21 protein-coding genes are annotated in these 14,023 nt (G+C 49.0%); 3 read left to right on the top strand and 18 right to left on the bottom strand.

All coding sequences use genetic code 11. The features are described 5' to 3' along the window. On the top strand, positions 1-1,681 hold a 1,681-nt coding region (locus BGO59_RS32015), incomplete at its 5' end, for a heavy metal translocating P-type ATPase (protein ID WP_293691120.1). 130 nt (positions 1,682-1,811) lie between these two features. Here the strand turns inward: BGO59_RS32015 and BGO59_RS32010 are convergent. Next, positions 1,812-2,258 (bottom strand): 5-fold beta-flower protein, encoded by a 447-nt coding sequence (locus BGO59_RS32010; RefSeq protein WP_293691118.1) that lies wholly within the window; start codon positions 2,256-2,258, stop codon positions 1,812-1,814. Positions 2,259-2,701: 443 nt separating this feature from the next. Between BGO59_RS32010 and BGO59_RS32005 the strand changes: the two genes are divergently transcribed. Further along, on the top strand, positions 2,702-3,349 hold the full coding sequence (locus BGO59_RS32005; RefSeq protein WP_293691116.1) for a cation transporter: 648 nt from the start codon (positions 2,702-2,704) through the stop codon (positions 3,347-3,349). A gap of 7 nt (positions 3,350-3,356) precedes the next feature. On the opposite strand, the gene BGO59_RS32000 is transcribed toward BGO59_RS32005, so the two are convergent. After that, positions 3,357-3,752, bottom strand: a complete 396-nt coding sequence (locus BGO59_RS32000) for a MerR family transcriptional regulator (RefSeq protein WP_293691114.1) — start codon at positions 3,750-3,752, stop codon at positions 3,357-3,359. A gap of 64 nt (positions 3,753-3,816) precedes the next feature. Between BGO59_RS32000 and BGO59_RS31995 the strand changes: the two genes are divergently transcribed. Next, positions 3,817-4,251 carry a hypothetical protein gene (locus BGO59_RS31995; protein WP_293691112.1) on the top strand — a complete coding sequence of 145 codons (435 nt, stop codon included), beginning with the start codon at positions 3,817-3,819 and terminating at the stop codon, positions 4,249-4,251. 10 nt (positions 4,252-4,261) lie between these two features. On the opposite strand, the gene BGO59_RS31990 is transcribed toward BGO59_RS31995, so the two are convergent. From BGO59_RS31990 to BGO59_RS31915, 16 genes are all read right to left on the bottom strand, one after another. Continuing rightward, positions 4,262-4,591, bottom strand: a complete 330-nt coding sequence (locus BGO59_RS31990) for a YnfA family protein (RefSeq protein ID WP_293691110.1) — start codon at positions 4,589-4,591, stop codon at positions 4,262-4,264. A gap of 1 nt (position 4,592) precedes the next feature. Further along, the gene (locus BGO59_RS31985) at positions 4,593-4,802 is read right to left on the bottom strand and encodes a GDCCVxC domain-containing (seleno)protein (protein ID WP_293691108.1); all 210 of its coding nucleotides are present in this window, start codon (positions 4,800-4,802) and stop codon (positions 4,593-4,595) included. Between the two features lie 3 nt (positions 4,803-4,805). Continuing rightward, a complete protein-coding gene (gene merTP, locus BGO59_RS31980; protein WP_293691106.1) occupies positions 4,806-5,396 on the bottom strand; it encodes a mercuric transport protein MerTP in 591 nt (196 codons plus the stop codon). Between the two features lie 34 nt (positions 5,397-5,430). Next, a complete protein-coding gene (locus tag BGO59_RS31975) occupies positions 5,431-5,805 on the bottom strand; it encodes a metalloregulator ArsR/SmtB family transcription factor (RefSeq protein ID WP_293691104.1) in 375 nt (124 codons plus the stop codon). A 166-nt stretch (positions 5,806-5,971) separates the two neighbouring features. Continuing rightward, positions 5,972-6,193 carry a hypothetical protein gene (locus BGO59_RS31970; protein ID WP_293691102.1) on the bottom strand — a complete coding sequence of 74 codons (222 nt, stop codon included), beginning with the start codon at positions 6,191-6,193 and terminating at the stop codon, positions 5,972-5,974. A 30-nt stretch (positions 6,194-6,223) separates the two neighbouring features. Further along, positions 6,224-6,616, bottom strand: coding sequence for a metal-sensing transcriptional repressor (locus BGO59_RS31965; RefSeq protein ID WP_293691100.1), 393 nt, complete (start codon positions 6,614-6,616; stop codon positions 6,224-6,226). A gap of 88 nt (positions 6,617-6,704) precedes the next feature. Next, positions 6,705-7,319 carry a hypothetical protein gene (locus BGO59_RS31960; RefSeq protein ID WP_293691098.1) on the bottom strand — a complete coding sequence of 205 codons (615 nt, stop codon included), beginning with the start codon at positions 7,317-7,319 and terminating at the stop codon, positions 6,705-6,707. Between the two features lie 35 nt (positions 7,320-7,354). Then, a complete protein-coding gene (locus BGO59_RS31955; RefSeq protein ID WP_293691096.1) occupies positions 7,355-8,158 on the bottom strand; it encodes a metallophosphoesterase family protein in 804 nt (267 codons plus the stop codon). Further along, the gene (gene arsB / locus BGO59_RS31950; RefSeq protein ID WP_293691094.1) at positions 8,155-9,195 is read right to left on the bottom strand and encodes an ACR3 family arsenite efflux transporter; all 1,041 of its coding nucleotides are present in this window, start codon (positions 9,193-9,195) and stop codon (positions 8,155-8,157) included. The genes BGO59_RS31955 and arsB overlap by 4 nt, the downstream gene beginning before the upstream one ends. After that, positions 9,192-9,635: an arsenic resistance N-acetyltransferase ArsN2 gene (arsN2, locus tag BGO59_RS31945; protein ID WP_293691092.1), complete on the bottom strand. Its 444-nt coding sequence runs from the start codon at positions 9,633-9,635 to the stop codon at positions 9,192-9,194. The genes arsB and arsN2 overlap by 4 nt, the downstream gene beginning before the upstream one ends. Positions 9,636-9,644: 9 nt before the next feature. Next, complete coding sequence (locus BGO59_RS31940; protein WP_293691090.1) at positions 9,645-10,070, bottom strand: arsenate reductase ArsC; 426 nt, start codon at positions 10,068-10,070, stop codon at positions 9,645-9,647. 15 nt (positions 10,071-10,085) lie between these two features. Then, positions 10,086-10,958 carry an arsenite methyltransferase gene (locus tag BGO59_RS31935; RefSeq protein WP_293691088.1) on the bottom strand — a complete coding sequence of 291 codons (873 nt, stop codon included), beginning with the start codon at positions 10,956-10,958 and terminating at the stop codon, positions 10,086-10,088. Between the two features lie 64 nt (positions 10,959-11,022). Next, a complete protein-coding gene (locus BGO59_RS31930; protein ID WP_293691086.1) occupies positions 11,023-11,349 on the bottom strand; it encodes a helix-turn-helix transcriptional regulator in 327 nt (108 codons plus the stop codon). Between the two features lie 61 nt (positions 11,350-11,410). Beyond that, positions 11,411-12,118: a protein-tyrosine-phosphatase gene (locus BGO59_RS31925; protein WP_293691084.1), complete on the bottom strand. Its 708-nt coding sequence runs from the start codon at positions 12,116-12,118 to the stop codon at positions 11,411-11,413. Positions 12,119-12,705: 587 nt separating this feature from the next. Continuing rightward, positions 12,706-13,752, bottom strand: a complete 1,047-nt coding sequence (locus BGO59_RS31920) for a DUF5712 family protein (RefSeq protein WP_293691082.1) — start codon at positions 13,750-13,752, stop codon at positions 12,706-12,708. Continuing rightward, the coding region (locus BGO59_RS31915; RefSeq protein WP_293691080.1) for a hypothetical protein at positions 13,749-14,023 on the bottom strand (275 nt) is incomplete at its 5' end. The genes BGO59_RS31920 and BGO59_RS31915, both read right to left, overlap by 4 nt.

Genomic DNA, 14,023 nt, shown 5'->3' with positions numbered 1-14,023 from the left:
TAGCGTCGTCGTATCGGTGGGGTGGTTGAGTGGTATGGATTTCTTCTTTGAGCTGGCCACGCTGATTGATATCATGCTGCTGGGACATTATTTCGAGATGAAATCAGTAGCGGGAGCCTCACACTCATTGGAGTTGATCGTACAGATGTTGCCTTCTGATGCCCACAAGGTGAATGGAGATACCATCAGCGACGTAAACGTCACGTCACTGGCTATTGGCGACGTAGTGTTGGTTCGACCCGGAGAACGTATTCCGACGGATGGTGAGGTAGTTGAGGGGGATAGTGCGGTCAATGAGAGTATGTTAACGGGTGAAAGTGTGCCCGTACAGAAAGCGCTGCGCGATACGGTTATCGCCGGGGCGGTTAACGGAGAAGGGTCGCTCAAAATTAAGGTCACCCATCGGGGGGAAGACAGCTACCTCAACAAAGTGGTTAAACTGGTTGAGGAGGCTCAGAATGCCAAATCACAAACCCAGACACTGGCTGATCGCGCAGCGGGCTGGCTAACCATTGTATCCCTGTCGGTGGGGCTAATTACCCTTGTAACCTGGCTCTGGCTGGGTAAAGACGTCGCTTTTGCTGTCGAGCGGATGGTTACGGTAATGGTGACAGCCTGCCCCCACGCCTTGGGCGTTGCTATTCCGCTGGTAGTAGCCATCTCCACAGCCATTTCAGCCCAAAAGGGACTACTTATTCGCAACCGGACTGCCTTTGAGGAAGCCCGCAAAATTACCGCCATGGTTTTCGACAAAACCGGTACGCTGACCGAAGGCGAGTTTGGCGTTACACGCGTCAAGGTGTTGTCGGCAGACATGGACGAGACAACCTTGTTAGGTATGACAGCCGCTCTGGAACAACAGTCACAACACCCGATTGCCCAGGGCATTGTTCGTGAGGCCCAAAAAAGGAAACTGGATTTGCCATCCATCAGCAACTTTCAATCCATTACGGGTAAAGGCGTTACGGCTACCGTGAACGGAAAATCGGTTGTGGTTGTCAGCCCTGGCTATCTGAAAGAGAAAGAGATCAAACTGCCCCCGGATGCAACCGGCAGCGATGCCGAAACGGTAATCTTCGTTCTGATAAACGATCAACTTATGGGTTACGTAGCCTTAGCTGACCGTATACGCGATGATTCTAAAGAAGCCGTTCGACGCTTGCAGGAGTCGGGTATAAAGGTGTATATGGCCACTGGTGATAACCAGAAAGTAGCCGATACCGTTGCTAAAGAACTGGGTTTGGACGGGGTATTCGCCGAGGTGCTGCCCGACGAGAAAGTAACGATCGTAAAGGATTTACAGGCAAAAGGCCAATTCGTAGCCATGACCGGCGACGGGGTTAATGATGCTCCCGCCTTAGCGCAGGCCAACGTAGGCATCGCCGTAGGTTCCGGCACCGATGTTGCCGCTGAGACTGCCGACATTATCTTAGTCAACAGCAAACCCACCGATATTACCAACCTGGTTGATTTTGGAAAGGCTACCTACCGCAAGATGATTCAGAACTTATTCTGGGCGACGGGTTACAATGTGATTGCCGTTCCGCTGGCGGCTGGGGTGCTGTATCCCAACTTTGTGCTTAGTCCGGCCTTGGGTGCCGTATTAATGAGTGCAAGTACAGTGATTGTAGCACTGAACGCGCAACTCCTAAAGCGGAGTCTTAACCCCAAACAGGAATAGCTATTACGCCTTTACGGTCAATTTTATCCCGTTCAATGAACTATTTTTCTTAAAGTTAGGCCCGGTCACCAAAGCAATAAAGGGCTTTAGCGACTGGGCCTTAACCTTGTAAAGTATAGAGTTCATACCGTTACTGCTTATTCATATGGGTATGCTGATTCTCAAAGCAGTGCAGTGCGCAGGCTGTTCCTTTGTAGCTTTCATGCACATTCCCGATTTTTTTGCCCTTAGCATCAAAAATGTCACAGGTTTTATCCGGATTATTTTTGATGGTGAACATCAGATCGCCACTGGCATCCATATAGGTTTTCCCATCTTTTCCCATATGCCCCATCTTTTTGTTCGTTTTGGCATCGACTAAGTTGCCCTGCCCGTCCACAAAGGCCATTTTGTGACCTTTCGCATCCTGTATCATCTTGTCTTTGGTGACGAGTCCAATCGTTGCTCCCGTAGCGTCTTTCACCTGCCCAGTGGCATTGATCGTCATCGGTTGTTTATAATTGGCACCTTGCGCATACGTATAAAAGGGGCTGGTAACCAGGCAGACAAAAAGAAAAACGAGTGCTAGTAATTTCATGATGGTATTGTTAAAAGTTGGTTATAGTTGCCCAAAGCGACTCGCTCGTTGTATCCGTGGGCTTCACCCATTTAGCGTACCAAGCAAGATCACTGGATTAGACAATGATCTGTATCAAAGGTCAGACGTGCGAGGATTCAATAAGATGACCTTAGTTATAGGATTTCCTGATCTTTCTCATATTCCTAAAACTGAAGCAGTTAGCTCTTCATTTGACAGTCTTAAATGAAAAAGGGGTGGGTAGTTCTGCGGAAAAGTAAATAATTCGTCGTTTAAGCCAGCAGTGTACAAAGTTGTCTCAAGAAAAGTAGCCTTTCTTGAGACAAGGTCAATGTCCTTTAAAAAGAAGTGTTCCTGTATAAACGCTCGTTTATATAGGAACAACGATCAAAGAAGGCGGATAAATTATTTCCCTGCCTTCCGGGTTACAAATACAAGAATCTATGGAAACGACACTTAATCCTCCCGTTGATAAACGGTGGAACATTGCCACGGGATTGGCCCTCTTTACCGTCGTGTACAATATCGGCGAAGGCTTGGTTTCATTGTATTTCGGCGCACAAGACGAAGCCTTGACCTTGGCAGGCTTTGGCGCGGATAGTTTTATCGAAGTCATTTCCGGCTTGGGTATCCTAGCCATGATCGCCCGTTTGCGTCGGTTCGGCAACAAAGATCGGGGCCGCTTTGAAAAGCTGGCTCTTCAAATCACGGGCGTCTGCTTGTATGTACTGGTGGCAGGTTTGATGATCGGCGCGGGCGTCAGTATTTGGGAGAATCAAAAGCCGGAAACGACCGTGGCCGGAATCGTGGTATCTCTGCTCTCCATTGCCATTATGCGAGTGCTTGCCAGGTGGAAGATTCGCACAGGCGAACAGCTCAGTTCAGCCTCTATTATTACTGATGGCAAATGCACAATGGTTTGTGTCTATATGTCGGTGGTGTTGTTGGCATCGAGTGTGCTGTATGAGTTGCTGCATCTACCCTACATTGATGCAGCTGGTATGCTGGGGCTAGCCTGGTTCTCCTTCAAAGAAGGGCAGGAGAGTTTCGAGAAATCGAACGATGTTGCGGCCTGCTGCGGTCATTGCTAGCGGCCTTCTATCGAACCATCAGAGTATCATCTAAAATGGCAGCAATTTTGCAATGGTCGGGGCAATCGGCAACCGCTTCCAACAATTGCAGTCTGAGGGTTTGCAATTGAACGATCTGTTCCTCAATCAGTCGCACTTTTTCCAGCACCTGGCCTTTGCCTGCGATGCAATCCATCCCGCCCGTTTCGTAGGAGGCGATGACCTGCTGAATTTCTGCCAGCGTGTAGCCGATTTTCTTTAATTCCTTGATTGCCCGAAGCCGCGATAAAATAGCCGGGGAATATTCCTTGTAGTTGTTTTCCCGCCTGGCTCGTTTGGGCAGTCGCAGCAGACCGATTTTTTCGTAATACCGGATCGTATCGCGGGAAAAGCCTGATTCCTGGGCAATGATGCCGATGAGCATAATTTTATCGGTGAAACGCTTGACAGTGGACTATACTCCACCGTTTAAATTTACCAGAAAAACCATGAAATCACTCATGCTTACCGGGTTGGCCTGGCTGCTCGTATTGTCCTGCCTGGCTCAGACAAAAACAACAAAGACGATGGAAACCCAAGCCGTTTTAAAGAAAAAAATCGCGCTCGCCTGCAAGCTTACAGACAAAGACCAGATCAAGCGCATGAATGAATTGCACCAGACGCTTTTTAAAAAGGTGTCACGCGCCGTTGAGCATCCGAATAGCTACGAGCTGGTGTTTGAAAAGTCCGATAATGCTATCATTGGCGACCTGGCTGAATTTATCAAATTCGAGCGGGTATGCTGCCCCTGGCTGGTGTTTCACCTGACCTTTCAGCCTGAAGAAGGCCCTATTTCCCTGGAAATGGGGGATTCCGCCGAAACAAAGGAAATGGTCTATCTGGTGATGGAACTCGACAAACTTGAACAGCCTGCCGTTCGGTAGGCTGTTTTGATTAATGTCGGGGTGCGTAGTAGATGACGCAAACCCCGATCAGCGCAATCAATGCGCCGATAATATCATATCTGTCTGGTCGGAATCCATCCACCTTCCATGCCCACAGCAGAGCCATGACAATAAAGAAACCGCCGTATGTGGCATACACGCGGCCAAATCCAGTGGGCTGAAACGTCGCCACGATGCCATAGCAGGCCAACATGATGCCGCCGATAACGCCATACCAGAGCGGTTTTCCCTCTTTCATCCAAAGCCAAACGAGGTATCCGCCCCCGATCTCACAGAATCCGGCCAAAATGAACACGAAAAGTGATTTGACAATAGCCATATCAGGCGCAGCAACTCTTTTGCTCTTGGGTCGGCGGGCACTTCGCCGACCCATAGGAACAGAAGACACAACAATCCCCCGCCAACGGCTTTAAAAGGGTCTGGCAGGAGGTGCATTCATAAAAATAGGTGCAAGCATCGGTCGGCATGATCTCCGCTGCTTGGTGGCCACAATTTGGGCATGTAATCACAGATCCGAGTGTGACAGTCATTCCTTAAAGCGTTTTTGTGCTGGTGACTTTGTATCCGGTGGCATCCACCGCTTTTTTGATGTCAGCCAGAGAGGTTTTTTTGCTATCGTATTTCACGGTAGCAGCCCCTTTTTGGTACGACACATCCACCGCCGATACGCCCTTGATCTTGGTGACTTCCTGCTTGATGTGATGTTCGCAGCCTTCACAGGACATGCCCTTGATAGTGACATAGGCCACTTGTTGCGTGCCTCCCTGCGCGGGTTGCAAGGTCGCTTGATTCTTTTCCTGGTACAGCCAGTTTGAGTAAGAAGGGAAAGCCAACAGCAGCAATGCAATTGCTGTTATTACGCCCAAAATTGGCTTCGTTTGCCAAAAGGATGTTTTCTTCGTTTCACAATTACATTCCATCGTTTTTTTGGGTTTTAATTGTTCGTACCAGGCCCAACCCAACGCGCCCACCGTGAGCGCGATACTGTAAGGCCGCAAAGGTTCCAGCCAAGCCCACCCACCAGCCGAGCCAGTGGCACCCACCAGCAATGTGAGCAAAGGGACTGTGCAACAGAGAGAAGAAACAAAGGCGGTCAGTAGCCCGGTCAATCCTGCGAGTTTCATAGCTTTGCGATCGTTATGGCCCCAAATTAAACAGTTAGCAAGGGGCGGTTTGCATCGTTTCAAGATGTTCTAACAGCGAATGTAAGATGCCGGTTGATTCTGTCCGCAATGAATAAAAAACAGTCTGGCCGACTTTCCGGGCTTGGATCAACTGCGCATCTTTGAGCTTACGCAAATGCTGAGAAACAGCGGGAATAGTCATGCCCAAAATGTCGCTCAAATCGCAAACGCACAAATTGCTTTCTTCCCGCAACAAATAAATAATTTTAAGCCGGTTGGCATTGCCTGCCAAATCCAACACCTGAGCCAATCGGTCAAAGACTGGCCCGGCATATTTTATTTTCTCGGTACATTGGCGAATCTGTTCTTGATCGGCAAAGACGCGAACACAGTTTGAGGAATTTTCCATTTCAGAACAAAGGTAAGTAATTTGCTTATTTAAGCAAATTCTTAAATACTTGAATCACATACAGCGGTTTCTTTTTGCAGGAAAAGCCATAAAGTTTATTTGCAAGCGACGTGTGCTTGTGAACAACGCAGAGAAGCAGAAAGCCCCTTTCGGGGCCTTCTACACGTTAGATGCCTTTCTTTGCCCGGCAGCATGGGGGTAATTCCGCATCGGCCACCGTTTTAGCGTGGGTCGATGCTACGGCCTGCGCCGACATTGCCTTCGGGCAAGCGGGCGTACCTTCCAGCGGACACGTTTCGCTCCGGCTGGTGAAGCTGCTTAGGCCATAGGCCATACCTCCAACCGCCAACATGGTGGCGACAGAAGCAAACACTGTGCGTTTAGACATAATGAATTGATTTTAAGTGAGCGCGAAAGTTCAGATGGAGGGATGGGGGTTCTCCAAACTTTTTTCTAATAAAATTTTCTTCATGAACTGTTCGACCGCTTCGGCTTCTTTCAACCGCTGGGGTACGTCCTCCAATGGTATATCGGGAAACATGCGCCGTAATCGTTCAATCAAATTTTCTTGTCCACAATCACCGGGGCAATGATGGTGCGCGAAAGCAATTTTCTCGGCCATTGCTTTTCGGTAAACATCATCCAGCAGCAGCAAAACGCTTTTCGATAAAAGTGCCTGAGCCGCTTTGAGTTGGATTAATTCCCGTTCGGGATCGCTGCTTTCTTTAACCGAATGCAATACCGCTTGAAGTTGGCCAATGGCCGTTGCCAAAGTGGGCTTAAAGTTTTCGAGAAGATCGGTTGAAATCATACCCATTTAACGGCTTGAGTATCACTTAGTTGTGAGACCCCAATTCTTCGTAAAAGTAATCCGCAATTATGTAAAACGCACAATTGCATCATGGTAATGCAACGATCATTCCTTTGTGCAAATATCCCTCGTGGGGGCCGCACCGCACCAGGCAGTAAGTTGGGCCATGCTTTAGAATCGTGACTTTCCCACTGGTAACGATATGCACCAGCTTAGAGCGGTGATCCTGCCTACGAAAGAGCAACGCATAAGGTAGCACGGCGGCTTGCTGACCTTCATCCTGTTTTGCAGCATCGGCGTCTATTGGGCGCGGGTCACGGTGCCTGTTGTCGATCAGGCTTTCTTTAATCGACTCCTCGAACTGCATCAGGCGCAGTAAAACGGAATGATACACCTCGGCGCGGCCATAATCGGGGGAGTCGTTTTCAAGCCGTTGCAAGTACCCGTGCAATTCGCCTTGGAGCTGCGAATAGACCGGGGCATCAACAACTGACAAATGATTGAGCTTCTTACCCAGCGCGGTTAACTGGTGCTGAATCACGCGCCCGTTGCTCTGGTAGGGTGTTTCCCTGACGCTAGTATATCGCCATGCGCCCTCCCGTGTGTACTCCACCAGGAAATTGCCCTGCGTCTGTGCATGGCCGGGAACTGCACTTAAACACAGCATCCCGGCACCGGCAAACCAACATAGAATCTTTCTCATACGCTGGGAAATTTAGGATCAGTCGAACAGGGCAATTATCGAGCGATGCGCAATGCTTGTGCATAGGCATCCGGCAATTCGCTTTGTTCTACGGCCTGGGCCGCTTTCTCCACGTCATAAGCGACGCGCACGAATTCAACGGAAACGCCGTCGCGTGAACCAGGGCGGGCGGTTTCATCAATGCTCAGCAGCACATAACCGGCCCTCGGATCGCCGTCCTTGGGCTTGCCGACCGAACCGATATTGATGGCATGACGGAAATAGCTGGCTTCTTCTTCCGGCTCCGCGCTGACCACTTTATTAAAGGGCTTGTGCGTATGGCCGAAGCATAGCACATCGGCCCCGGCCCCCTCGATCACGCGTCCCAAACTCCGGTCGCCCCGATCCTCGAACAAATATTCATTCACGCGCCGGGGGCTGCCATGCACCAGCAACAGCGTAAACGGCGTTTGTTGCTGCCAAAGATGTTCGGGGTCATTGCCTAGCTCGAATTCGACCCGAATATGGGTTGGCAGCGTGCGCAGATATTGCCGCTCGGTATCGCCCACGGCTTTGTTGGTATAGGCAATGGAGACTTTGCCATTGGCCTTCTCCTGCTCTTCTTTGTAAGCGCATCCGCAGTCGTCGGAGCTGCGACCGATGCCATAATCATAATTCCCGGCAATCGTCGGAATACCGCGTTTGCGGATCGTAGCAATCACCTCGTTTGGCCAAATATTGTAGCCAACCAGGTCGCCCAAACAATAGACCGCGTCAGGCTGGCGGCTGTCGATGTCGGCCAATACTGCTTCCAAAGCAGGCAAATTGGCGTGAATGTCGGAAAACAGGGCAATTTTCATGCGTGCTTTTGAAGCGTTTTTTTGTAGTGAAGGGCAAAATTGACCATCAGGATCAGCACCGGCACTTCGATCAGCGGACCGACCACGGCCGCAAAGGCTGCACCCGAATTGATGCCGAAAACGGCAATGGCAACGGCGATGCCCAACTCGAAATTATTGCCCGCTGCGGTGAAGGCGAGCGAAGTGGATTTGGCATAATCGGCACCGGCCCGTTTCGAGAGGTAGAAGGCCGAAAAGAACATGATGGCAAAATAGATCGTCAGCGGAATGGCGATGCGCAGCACATCGAGCGGAATGGACACGATGAGCTGTCCTTTCAGGCTGAACATGACCACGATGGTAAACAGCAACGCGATGAGCGTAATGGGGCTGATGGCAGGCAAAAACGTCTGCTCGTACCATTGGCGGCTTTTCAAACGCGTCAGGATAATCCGCGAAAACATGCCTGCCAGGAAGGGCACGCCCAAATAAATGAATACACTTTTGGCCACTTCGCCGATGGTGATATTCACCTCGTAACCATGCAGGCCAAACAGGGGCGGTAGCACAGTAATGAACAACCAGGCATAGACCGAATAGAACAGCACCTGGAAAATGCTGTTGAAGGCCACCAAACCGGCTGCATACAGTCGATCACCGCCCGCCAAATCATTCCAGACGATCACCATCGCAATGCAGCGGGCAATGCCGATCATAATAAGGCCGGTCATGTATTCGGGTTTGTCAGGCAGAAAAATGACCGCCAGACCGAACATGAGTAAAGGGCCGACGATCCAGTTTTGCACGAGTGAAAGCCCAAGAATTTTAGTATTGGCAAATACCTTGGGCAACTCGTCATACCGCACCTTTGCCAAAGGCGGATACATCATCAGCACCAGGCCAACGGCGAGCGGCACATTGGTCGAGCCGGAATTAAACCCATTGATGAAGTTCTGGGACTGCGGGAAAAAATACCCGATGCCCACGCCGATCAGCATGGCCAGGAAAATCCATAGGGTCAAAAAGCGGTCGAGAAACGAAAGACGGGGGGTACTCATAATTGATCCTGAATTAGCGGGCGTTTCATAACGATGGCCGATGACGGGCATAAATCGCTGAATTGCTGCGTCTGTTGGATGGCCGCAGGCACCTCCTGACGGTTGACGGTTTGGAAGCCATGCCGCTCGAAATATCGGTCGGCTGTATTGGTAATGAGATACACTTCTTGCAGGCTGGATGCCTGGGCGGCTTCCAGCAATCGGCCAACCAGTTGGGCGGCAATTTGCTTGCCCTGGTAGTGCGGATCGACGGCCACCGAACGCAGCAGGCCCACCGGGCCGAAGCGTTCCAAACCAGCCACCCCAACGGGGATTTCCTCGTATTTCGCAATGACAAAACCAGGAAGCCCGGTAGGCAAATCCTCAGTCAATAGGTGCCCTTGCTCTAGCAGGGCAATAACGGCCTCAGTATCGGCCAGTTGTGCGGGTTCGATCTGCATGGCCATCATTTATTGCGGGACAGCTTCACCCAAACGGCTGGCGATAAATTCCTGACTGTAGGTTTTGATCAGATCCCGCACCCGACGGAAGGAAGTCAATGCGTCTTCTCCTGGCGTGTGGCCAGGATCGGGAAAGCTCTGGTGAATGCGTTCGCCCACGGTGGGGAAAAACGGGCATTGCTCGCGGGCGTTGTCGCAGACGGTGATGACGTAATCGAAGGGAATATGCACGTATTCGTCGGCATGATTCGAGGTGTGATGCGAAATATCGATGCCGTCTTCGGCCATCACTTGAATGGCCAGCGGATTCACCCCTTTGGGGTTCACTCCGGCACTGAGAATTTCCGCCCGATCACCGGCAAAATATTGCAGGTAGCCTTGGGCCAATTGAGAGCGGGCGGAATTGCCCGTGCAAAGCACTAGGATTTTTTTCATGGCTGATTGATTGGATTAGTTGCAGCAACCGGGAGGGCAGCAAGCCGCTTTGGCCGCTTCTTCGGGCTTTTGAGCAAACACCGTGACGCTGTAGATACCTTTGTCCTGTTGGCGGTAATCGGCGATTTCGTCGTCCGACAGATAGTTTTTCAGCACATCATCCGGCAAGGCGATTTCCCGCTCTTTCTGCACGGTGATGTTGGTAAAACCGTTCTCCTGGATGAGCTGCAAATAGTCGCTCTTCTGGATGGCGCCAGAGACGCAACCCACATAGAGTTCGGCGTCCTGTTGCAAGCCTGCGGGCAGCTCCCCTTTCAGCACGATATCGGAGATGCTGAAATGACCACCGGGCTTTAAAATGCGGAAGGTTTCGGCCACGGCTTTTTGTTTGTCGGGGACCAGATTCATCACGCAATTGCTCACCACCACATCGGCCAGATTGCTCGGCAAGGGCATGTCCTCGATGTCGCCATAGACAAACTCGACGTTGGTAAATCCGAGCGTCTTGGTGTTTTTGCGGGCACGGTCGATCATGGCCGGGGTCATGTCCAGGCCGATCACGCGGCCCGTTTCGCCGGTTTCGGCACGGGCCACAAAGCAGTCATTGCCTGCGCCCGATCCCAGATCCACCACCGTATCACCTAGCTTGATTTGCGCGAATTGCGTGGGCAGGCCGCAACCCAATCCCAAATCGGCTTCGGCCACGTAGCCGTTCAGCTCGTCATAACCCACGGCCATATTAATGGGCACGTTAGCGACTGTTTCAGGCCCACAGCAGGAGGTGGGGCCACAGCAGCCATTGGCATCGGCCGGGCCGACGGTCGGTTGTTCAGCAATCGCACCGTATTTCTGGCGCACGACTTCTTTGATTTGCTCGGCGGTTTCCATATGCTTTCCTATTGGTATATTGTAATATTACGATTGATTCAGGCAAAAAAACACCTGCCGTTGACTAGCAGCAGGTCACAGGCACAAACGTGTCAAACAAGGCTCCGAATGCGCGTTGGGCTTCCTCCCAAACGGGGGGGTTGATGCAGTAGCACACGCGGGGTGGGTTGATTTCGCCCTGAATGATGCCGATGCGTTTCAGTTCTTTCAAATGCTGGGATACGGTCGCCTGGGCCAAATCCAGCTCGTCCACCAGGTCACCACAAACGCAGGCTTTCTTGGAAATCAGCAATTGCAGAATGGCCACCCGTGCAGGATGCGCAAATGCTTTCGCCAGATCCGCGATGCGGTTTTGCTCTTCGGTGAATATTTCGGTTTTGGTCAGTCCCATGCCCCAAAGGTAGCAGGTTTTTTATTCATTGCAATATTACGATGAATAAATTTTTTGTCGATCAAATCGCCACCTTCACCTTGGAGAAAACGTAAAAAGTTTCCGTGGCGATTTGCTTGCACCGCTCGTCATATTTCGCGGTTTCCTGAGGAGTACCATCAAAGGCTTTCGGATCGTAATAAGGCGTTGCTACCCGTACCGCTGCGCCTTTCACAATGGGACAAGCCTTGTCTGCTTGTGAACAGGTCATGATCGCTATGAAATTGCTTTGGGGATTGCTGGTGTCATCGTATTTTTTGGAGAACGCTTTGATGGGTTCTACGCCAGACGCGTAATTGACGGCATAGATCGGATTGGGCCCTTCCGACACCTTGGCAATATCGAATCCCGCTCGTTTGCAAGCCGCAATCGCTCGTTCATTGAATGCGCTGATTTCGGTTCCGCCTGAGAAGGTTTTCACCCTGGGCACGCCATAGTAAGCAGCGGCTGTGGCTGCCCACAATTGGCCAAAATGGCTGCGTCGGGAATTGTGCGTACAGATGTAGGTTAATTGGACAGGTTCTTTGGCGTTTACTTTGAGTTGAATAAACTCCGCTATTTTGTCCAATTCGGCTTTGCGGTCTTGCGGGATTTTTGAAAAATCTTGTTTGATGCCATTGATGTAGGTCACTAAAGAACCATTCAGTTCCGTCTTTTTGTCGGGATCATTGCCTAACAAAATGGCGGTTATAAATAGTAAGCTTATTGGAAGTAGGCTGAAAAGCTTCATAGCACAGTCTTATAAATTATCACTTACAAACACAAAATTGGTTTTCATCGTAAAGTTACGATTAATTTAGTATTCGTGTGAAATTCAATAGGAATCGCTCGTTCGACTATATCATACCTGTTTACGGAAAGAAACCCAACCATAACTTTCCATACCCCTAACCTAGTGCACCGACCGTTGCAGTTTGAATCTGAGCGTTGAAACGATGAATATTTTTCGACCAGCTACAACAAAACTAAAAATTTGATAGTCTTATAACAGATCAATTAATCTCTATGTGTCTCTTTAAACGCCCTATTCTTGAGATGGAGACAGATATAGCCCAAGTAAAGTCTTTCATTATGAAATAAAGTCTCATAAAGTTATCTCATGAATCAAACCAAAAATCTTACATTTTAGCTGAGTTTGTGAGACTTATATTCAAACAAAATTACTTTTTTCGGCATTTTAGGCTCAACAGTAAGCGTTGCTCTATTTGTTGGGCATGCTCTCTATCAAGTTTTATACTTGAGTTATTTTTCTAATTATAAATTTGTAATTAGAGAATAATAAAACTGTGACATTACTTTTAATTGGGTGATTATGAATTAAATCTCTAAGCTACCTCTCCTCCTATTCGACAAATCCTTTAAAATTTCTCTGTCGTCATCTTTATTGACATTGGCACCTTTAAGTACTGACTCAACTGCAAAACTTATTGATTTTGTCCTTATTGGTTGATTGACCTGATTTCTGGCAAAAACCCGAGTTTCCTGTCTGTCTGCTTTACGAAGATTTTCAAATTCTGGTAGTTCATCTTTCCTCCCCTCTCCCCTATTAAGACGTTTGGTGTATTCTTTCATCGCTTGATACAACTCTTTCGAATAGCCGGTTTCAAGGGCTTTATTTCGTAGGTTAGTTACCGTCTTTTCGTTTAAATCGTACTTTTCCGCTAATTGATTGATGCGCTTTTCAAAATAGCGAATTTGATCTATATGGGTTCGCTCCTTAAGAGGTTTATCTTTGTGATAGTGGGTTTGTTTTTCGTACTTGAATTGTTTTTGAAACAACTCAGCACTGCTTCTTTGAAACTCAACGATATTGAATCGAGCCCTGCTAGTTCTAGGGTTTAGGGTGACTTTCTTTTCCTTATCCCGCGTTGAAACAACAATATGGACATGGGTTTGTATTCCCGATTTTTGGTCACCCCGCCTAACATCCCCTTCCCTTACCCCTTTATCATTCCATTTGTATTTTCGGGTTTTATGCACGATTCCATACCAAACTAAATCTTTCCCTTCTAGATCATTCCCTTTCTTGAGTTTAAAGTGTCTTGCGTAATTGTCCATTACCTGGCGGGTATATTCTTTTAAATCTTCTGAGTTATCCCTTATGTGAGCCAACTCATCACTTGATGGCGATATAACCATGGACACAAATTTGGTATCCTCCCGCTTTAATCCCTTCACATTTCCGTCTATTTGCCGCACTACTTCTTCCTTAGTCAGACCGTCATCTTCTTGGGAAAAATAGAAGGCTTCCTGATCCAACTCTTTCCCCTCGTGCTCAAAATAATTCACCAATCGCTCACAACTCCCTTTGTTATCGTAGTTGATCTCCCGGTTTTTTGTCGGCGGTAGAACCTTCGTTATCATCCAACACTCTGTTTACGACTTGCTTTCTTCTGAGCAAACAATTGGGCAGCTTTGGCTTTATATTTTTCTTGCTCCTGATCACTTAATCCTAAGCCTGCCAACAGTAAATCAATGAATATTTCCATTAGATTCAGAATGTCTACGCTAGTTTCCTCCAAGCCCTCTGTTCGATTTCTCAACTCATAAACATCCTGAACAAAGGGCATTAGATAGGTTCGTTCTTGTACCTGCATAAATGAAAAGACATTGTTCCGCAACTTCTTCACCTCTG

It is taken from the genome of Spirosoma sp. 48-14, assembly GCF_001898575.1.
Lineage (GTDB): Bacteria > Bacteroidota > Bacteroidia > Cytophagales > Spirosomataceae > Spirosoma.
This window is presented reverse-complemented; position numbering and strand designations above follow the sequence as displayed.

What these genes read in the sequence shown, in the direction of transcription:
- BGO59_RS31960 (WP_293691098.1), bottom strand. Translation starts at nt 7,319, where the DNA reads ATGAGAAAGATTCTATGTTGGTTTGCCGGTGCCGGGATGCTGTGTTTA.
- BGO59_RS32010 (WP_293691118.1), bottom strand. Translation starts at nt 2,258, where the DNA reads ATGAAATTACTAGCACTCGTTTTTCTTTTTGTCTGCCTGGTTACCAGC.
- BGO59_RS31955 (WP_293691096.1), bottom strand. Translation starts at nt 8,158, where the DNA reads ATGAAAATTGCCCTGTTTTCCGACATTCACGCCAATTTGCCTGCTTTG.
- BGO59_RS32005 (WP_293691116.1), top strand. Translation starts at nt 2,702, where the DNA reads ATGGAAACGACACTTAATCCTCCCGTTGATAAACGGTGGAACATTGCC.
- BGO59_RS31985 (WP_293691108.1), bottom strand. Translation starts at nt 4,802, where the DNA reads ATGACTGTCACACTCGGATCTGTGATTACATGCCCAAATTGTGGCCAC.
- BGO59_RS31975 (WP_293691104.1), bottom strand. Translation starts at nt 5,805, where the DNA reads ATGGAAAATTCCTCAAACTGTGTTCGCGTCTTTGCCGATCAAGAACAG.
- BGO59_RS31925 (WP_293691084.1), bottom strand. Translation starts at nt 12,118, where the DNA reads ATGAAGCTTTTCAGCCTACTTCCAATAAGCTTACTATTTATAACCGCC.
- BGO59_RS31930 (WP_293691086.1), bottom strand. Translation starts at nt 11,349, where the DNA reads ATGGGACTGACCAAAACCGAAATATTCACCGAAGAGCAAAACCGCATC.
- BGO59_RS31965 (WP_293691100.1), bottom strand. Translation starts at nt 6,616, where the DNA reads ATGATTTCAACCGATCTTCTCGAAAACTTTAAGCCCACTTTGGCAACG.
- arsB (WP_293691094.1), bottom strand. Translation starts at nt 9,195, where the DNA reads ATGAGTACCCCCCGTCTTTCGTTTCTCGACCGCTTTTTGACCCTATGG.
- BGO59_RS31935 (WP_293691088.1), bottom strand. Translation starts at nt 10,958, where the DNA reads ATGGAAACCGCCGAGCAAATCAAAGAAGTCGTGCGCCAGAAATACGGT.
- BGO59_RS31990 (WP_293691110.1), bottom strand. Translation starts at nt 4,591, where the DNA reads ATGGCTATTGTCAAATCACTTTTCGTGTTCATTTTGGCCGGATTCTGT.
- BGO59_RS32000 (WP_293691114.1), bottom strand. Translation starts at nt 3,752, where the DNA reads ATGCTCATCGGCATCATTGCCCAGGAATCAGGCTTTTCCCGCGATACG.
- arsN2 (WP_293691092.1), bottom strand. Translation starts at nt 9,635, where the DNA reads ATGCAGATCGAACCCGCACAACTGGCCGATACTGAGGCCGTTATTGCC.
- BGO59_RS31995 (WP_293691112.1), top strand. Translation starts at nt 3,817, where the DNA reads ATGAAATCACTCATGCTTACCGGGTTGGCCTGGCTGCTCGTATTGTCC.
- BGO59_RS31920 (WP_293691082.1), bottom strand. Translation starts at nt 13,752, where the DNA reads ATGATAACGAAGGTTCTACCGCCGACAAAAAACCGGGAGATCAACTAC.
- merTP (WP_293691106.1), bottom strand. Translation starts at nt 5,396, where the DNA reads ATGAAACTCGCAGGATTGACCGGGCTACTGACCGCCTTTGTTTCTTCT.
- BGO59_RS31970 (WP_293691102.1), bottom strand. Translation starts at nt 6,193, where the DNA reads ATGTCTAAACGCACAGTGTTTGCTTCTGTCGCCACCATGTTGGCGGTT.
- BGO59_RS31940 (WP_293691090.1), bottom strand. Translation starts at nt 10,070, where the DNA reads ATGAAAAAAATCCTAGTGCTTTGCACGGGCAATTCCGCCCGCTCTCAA.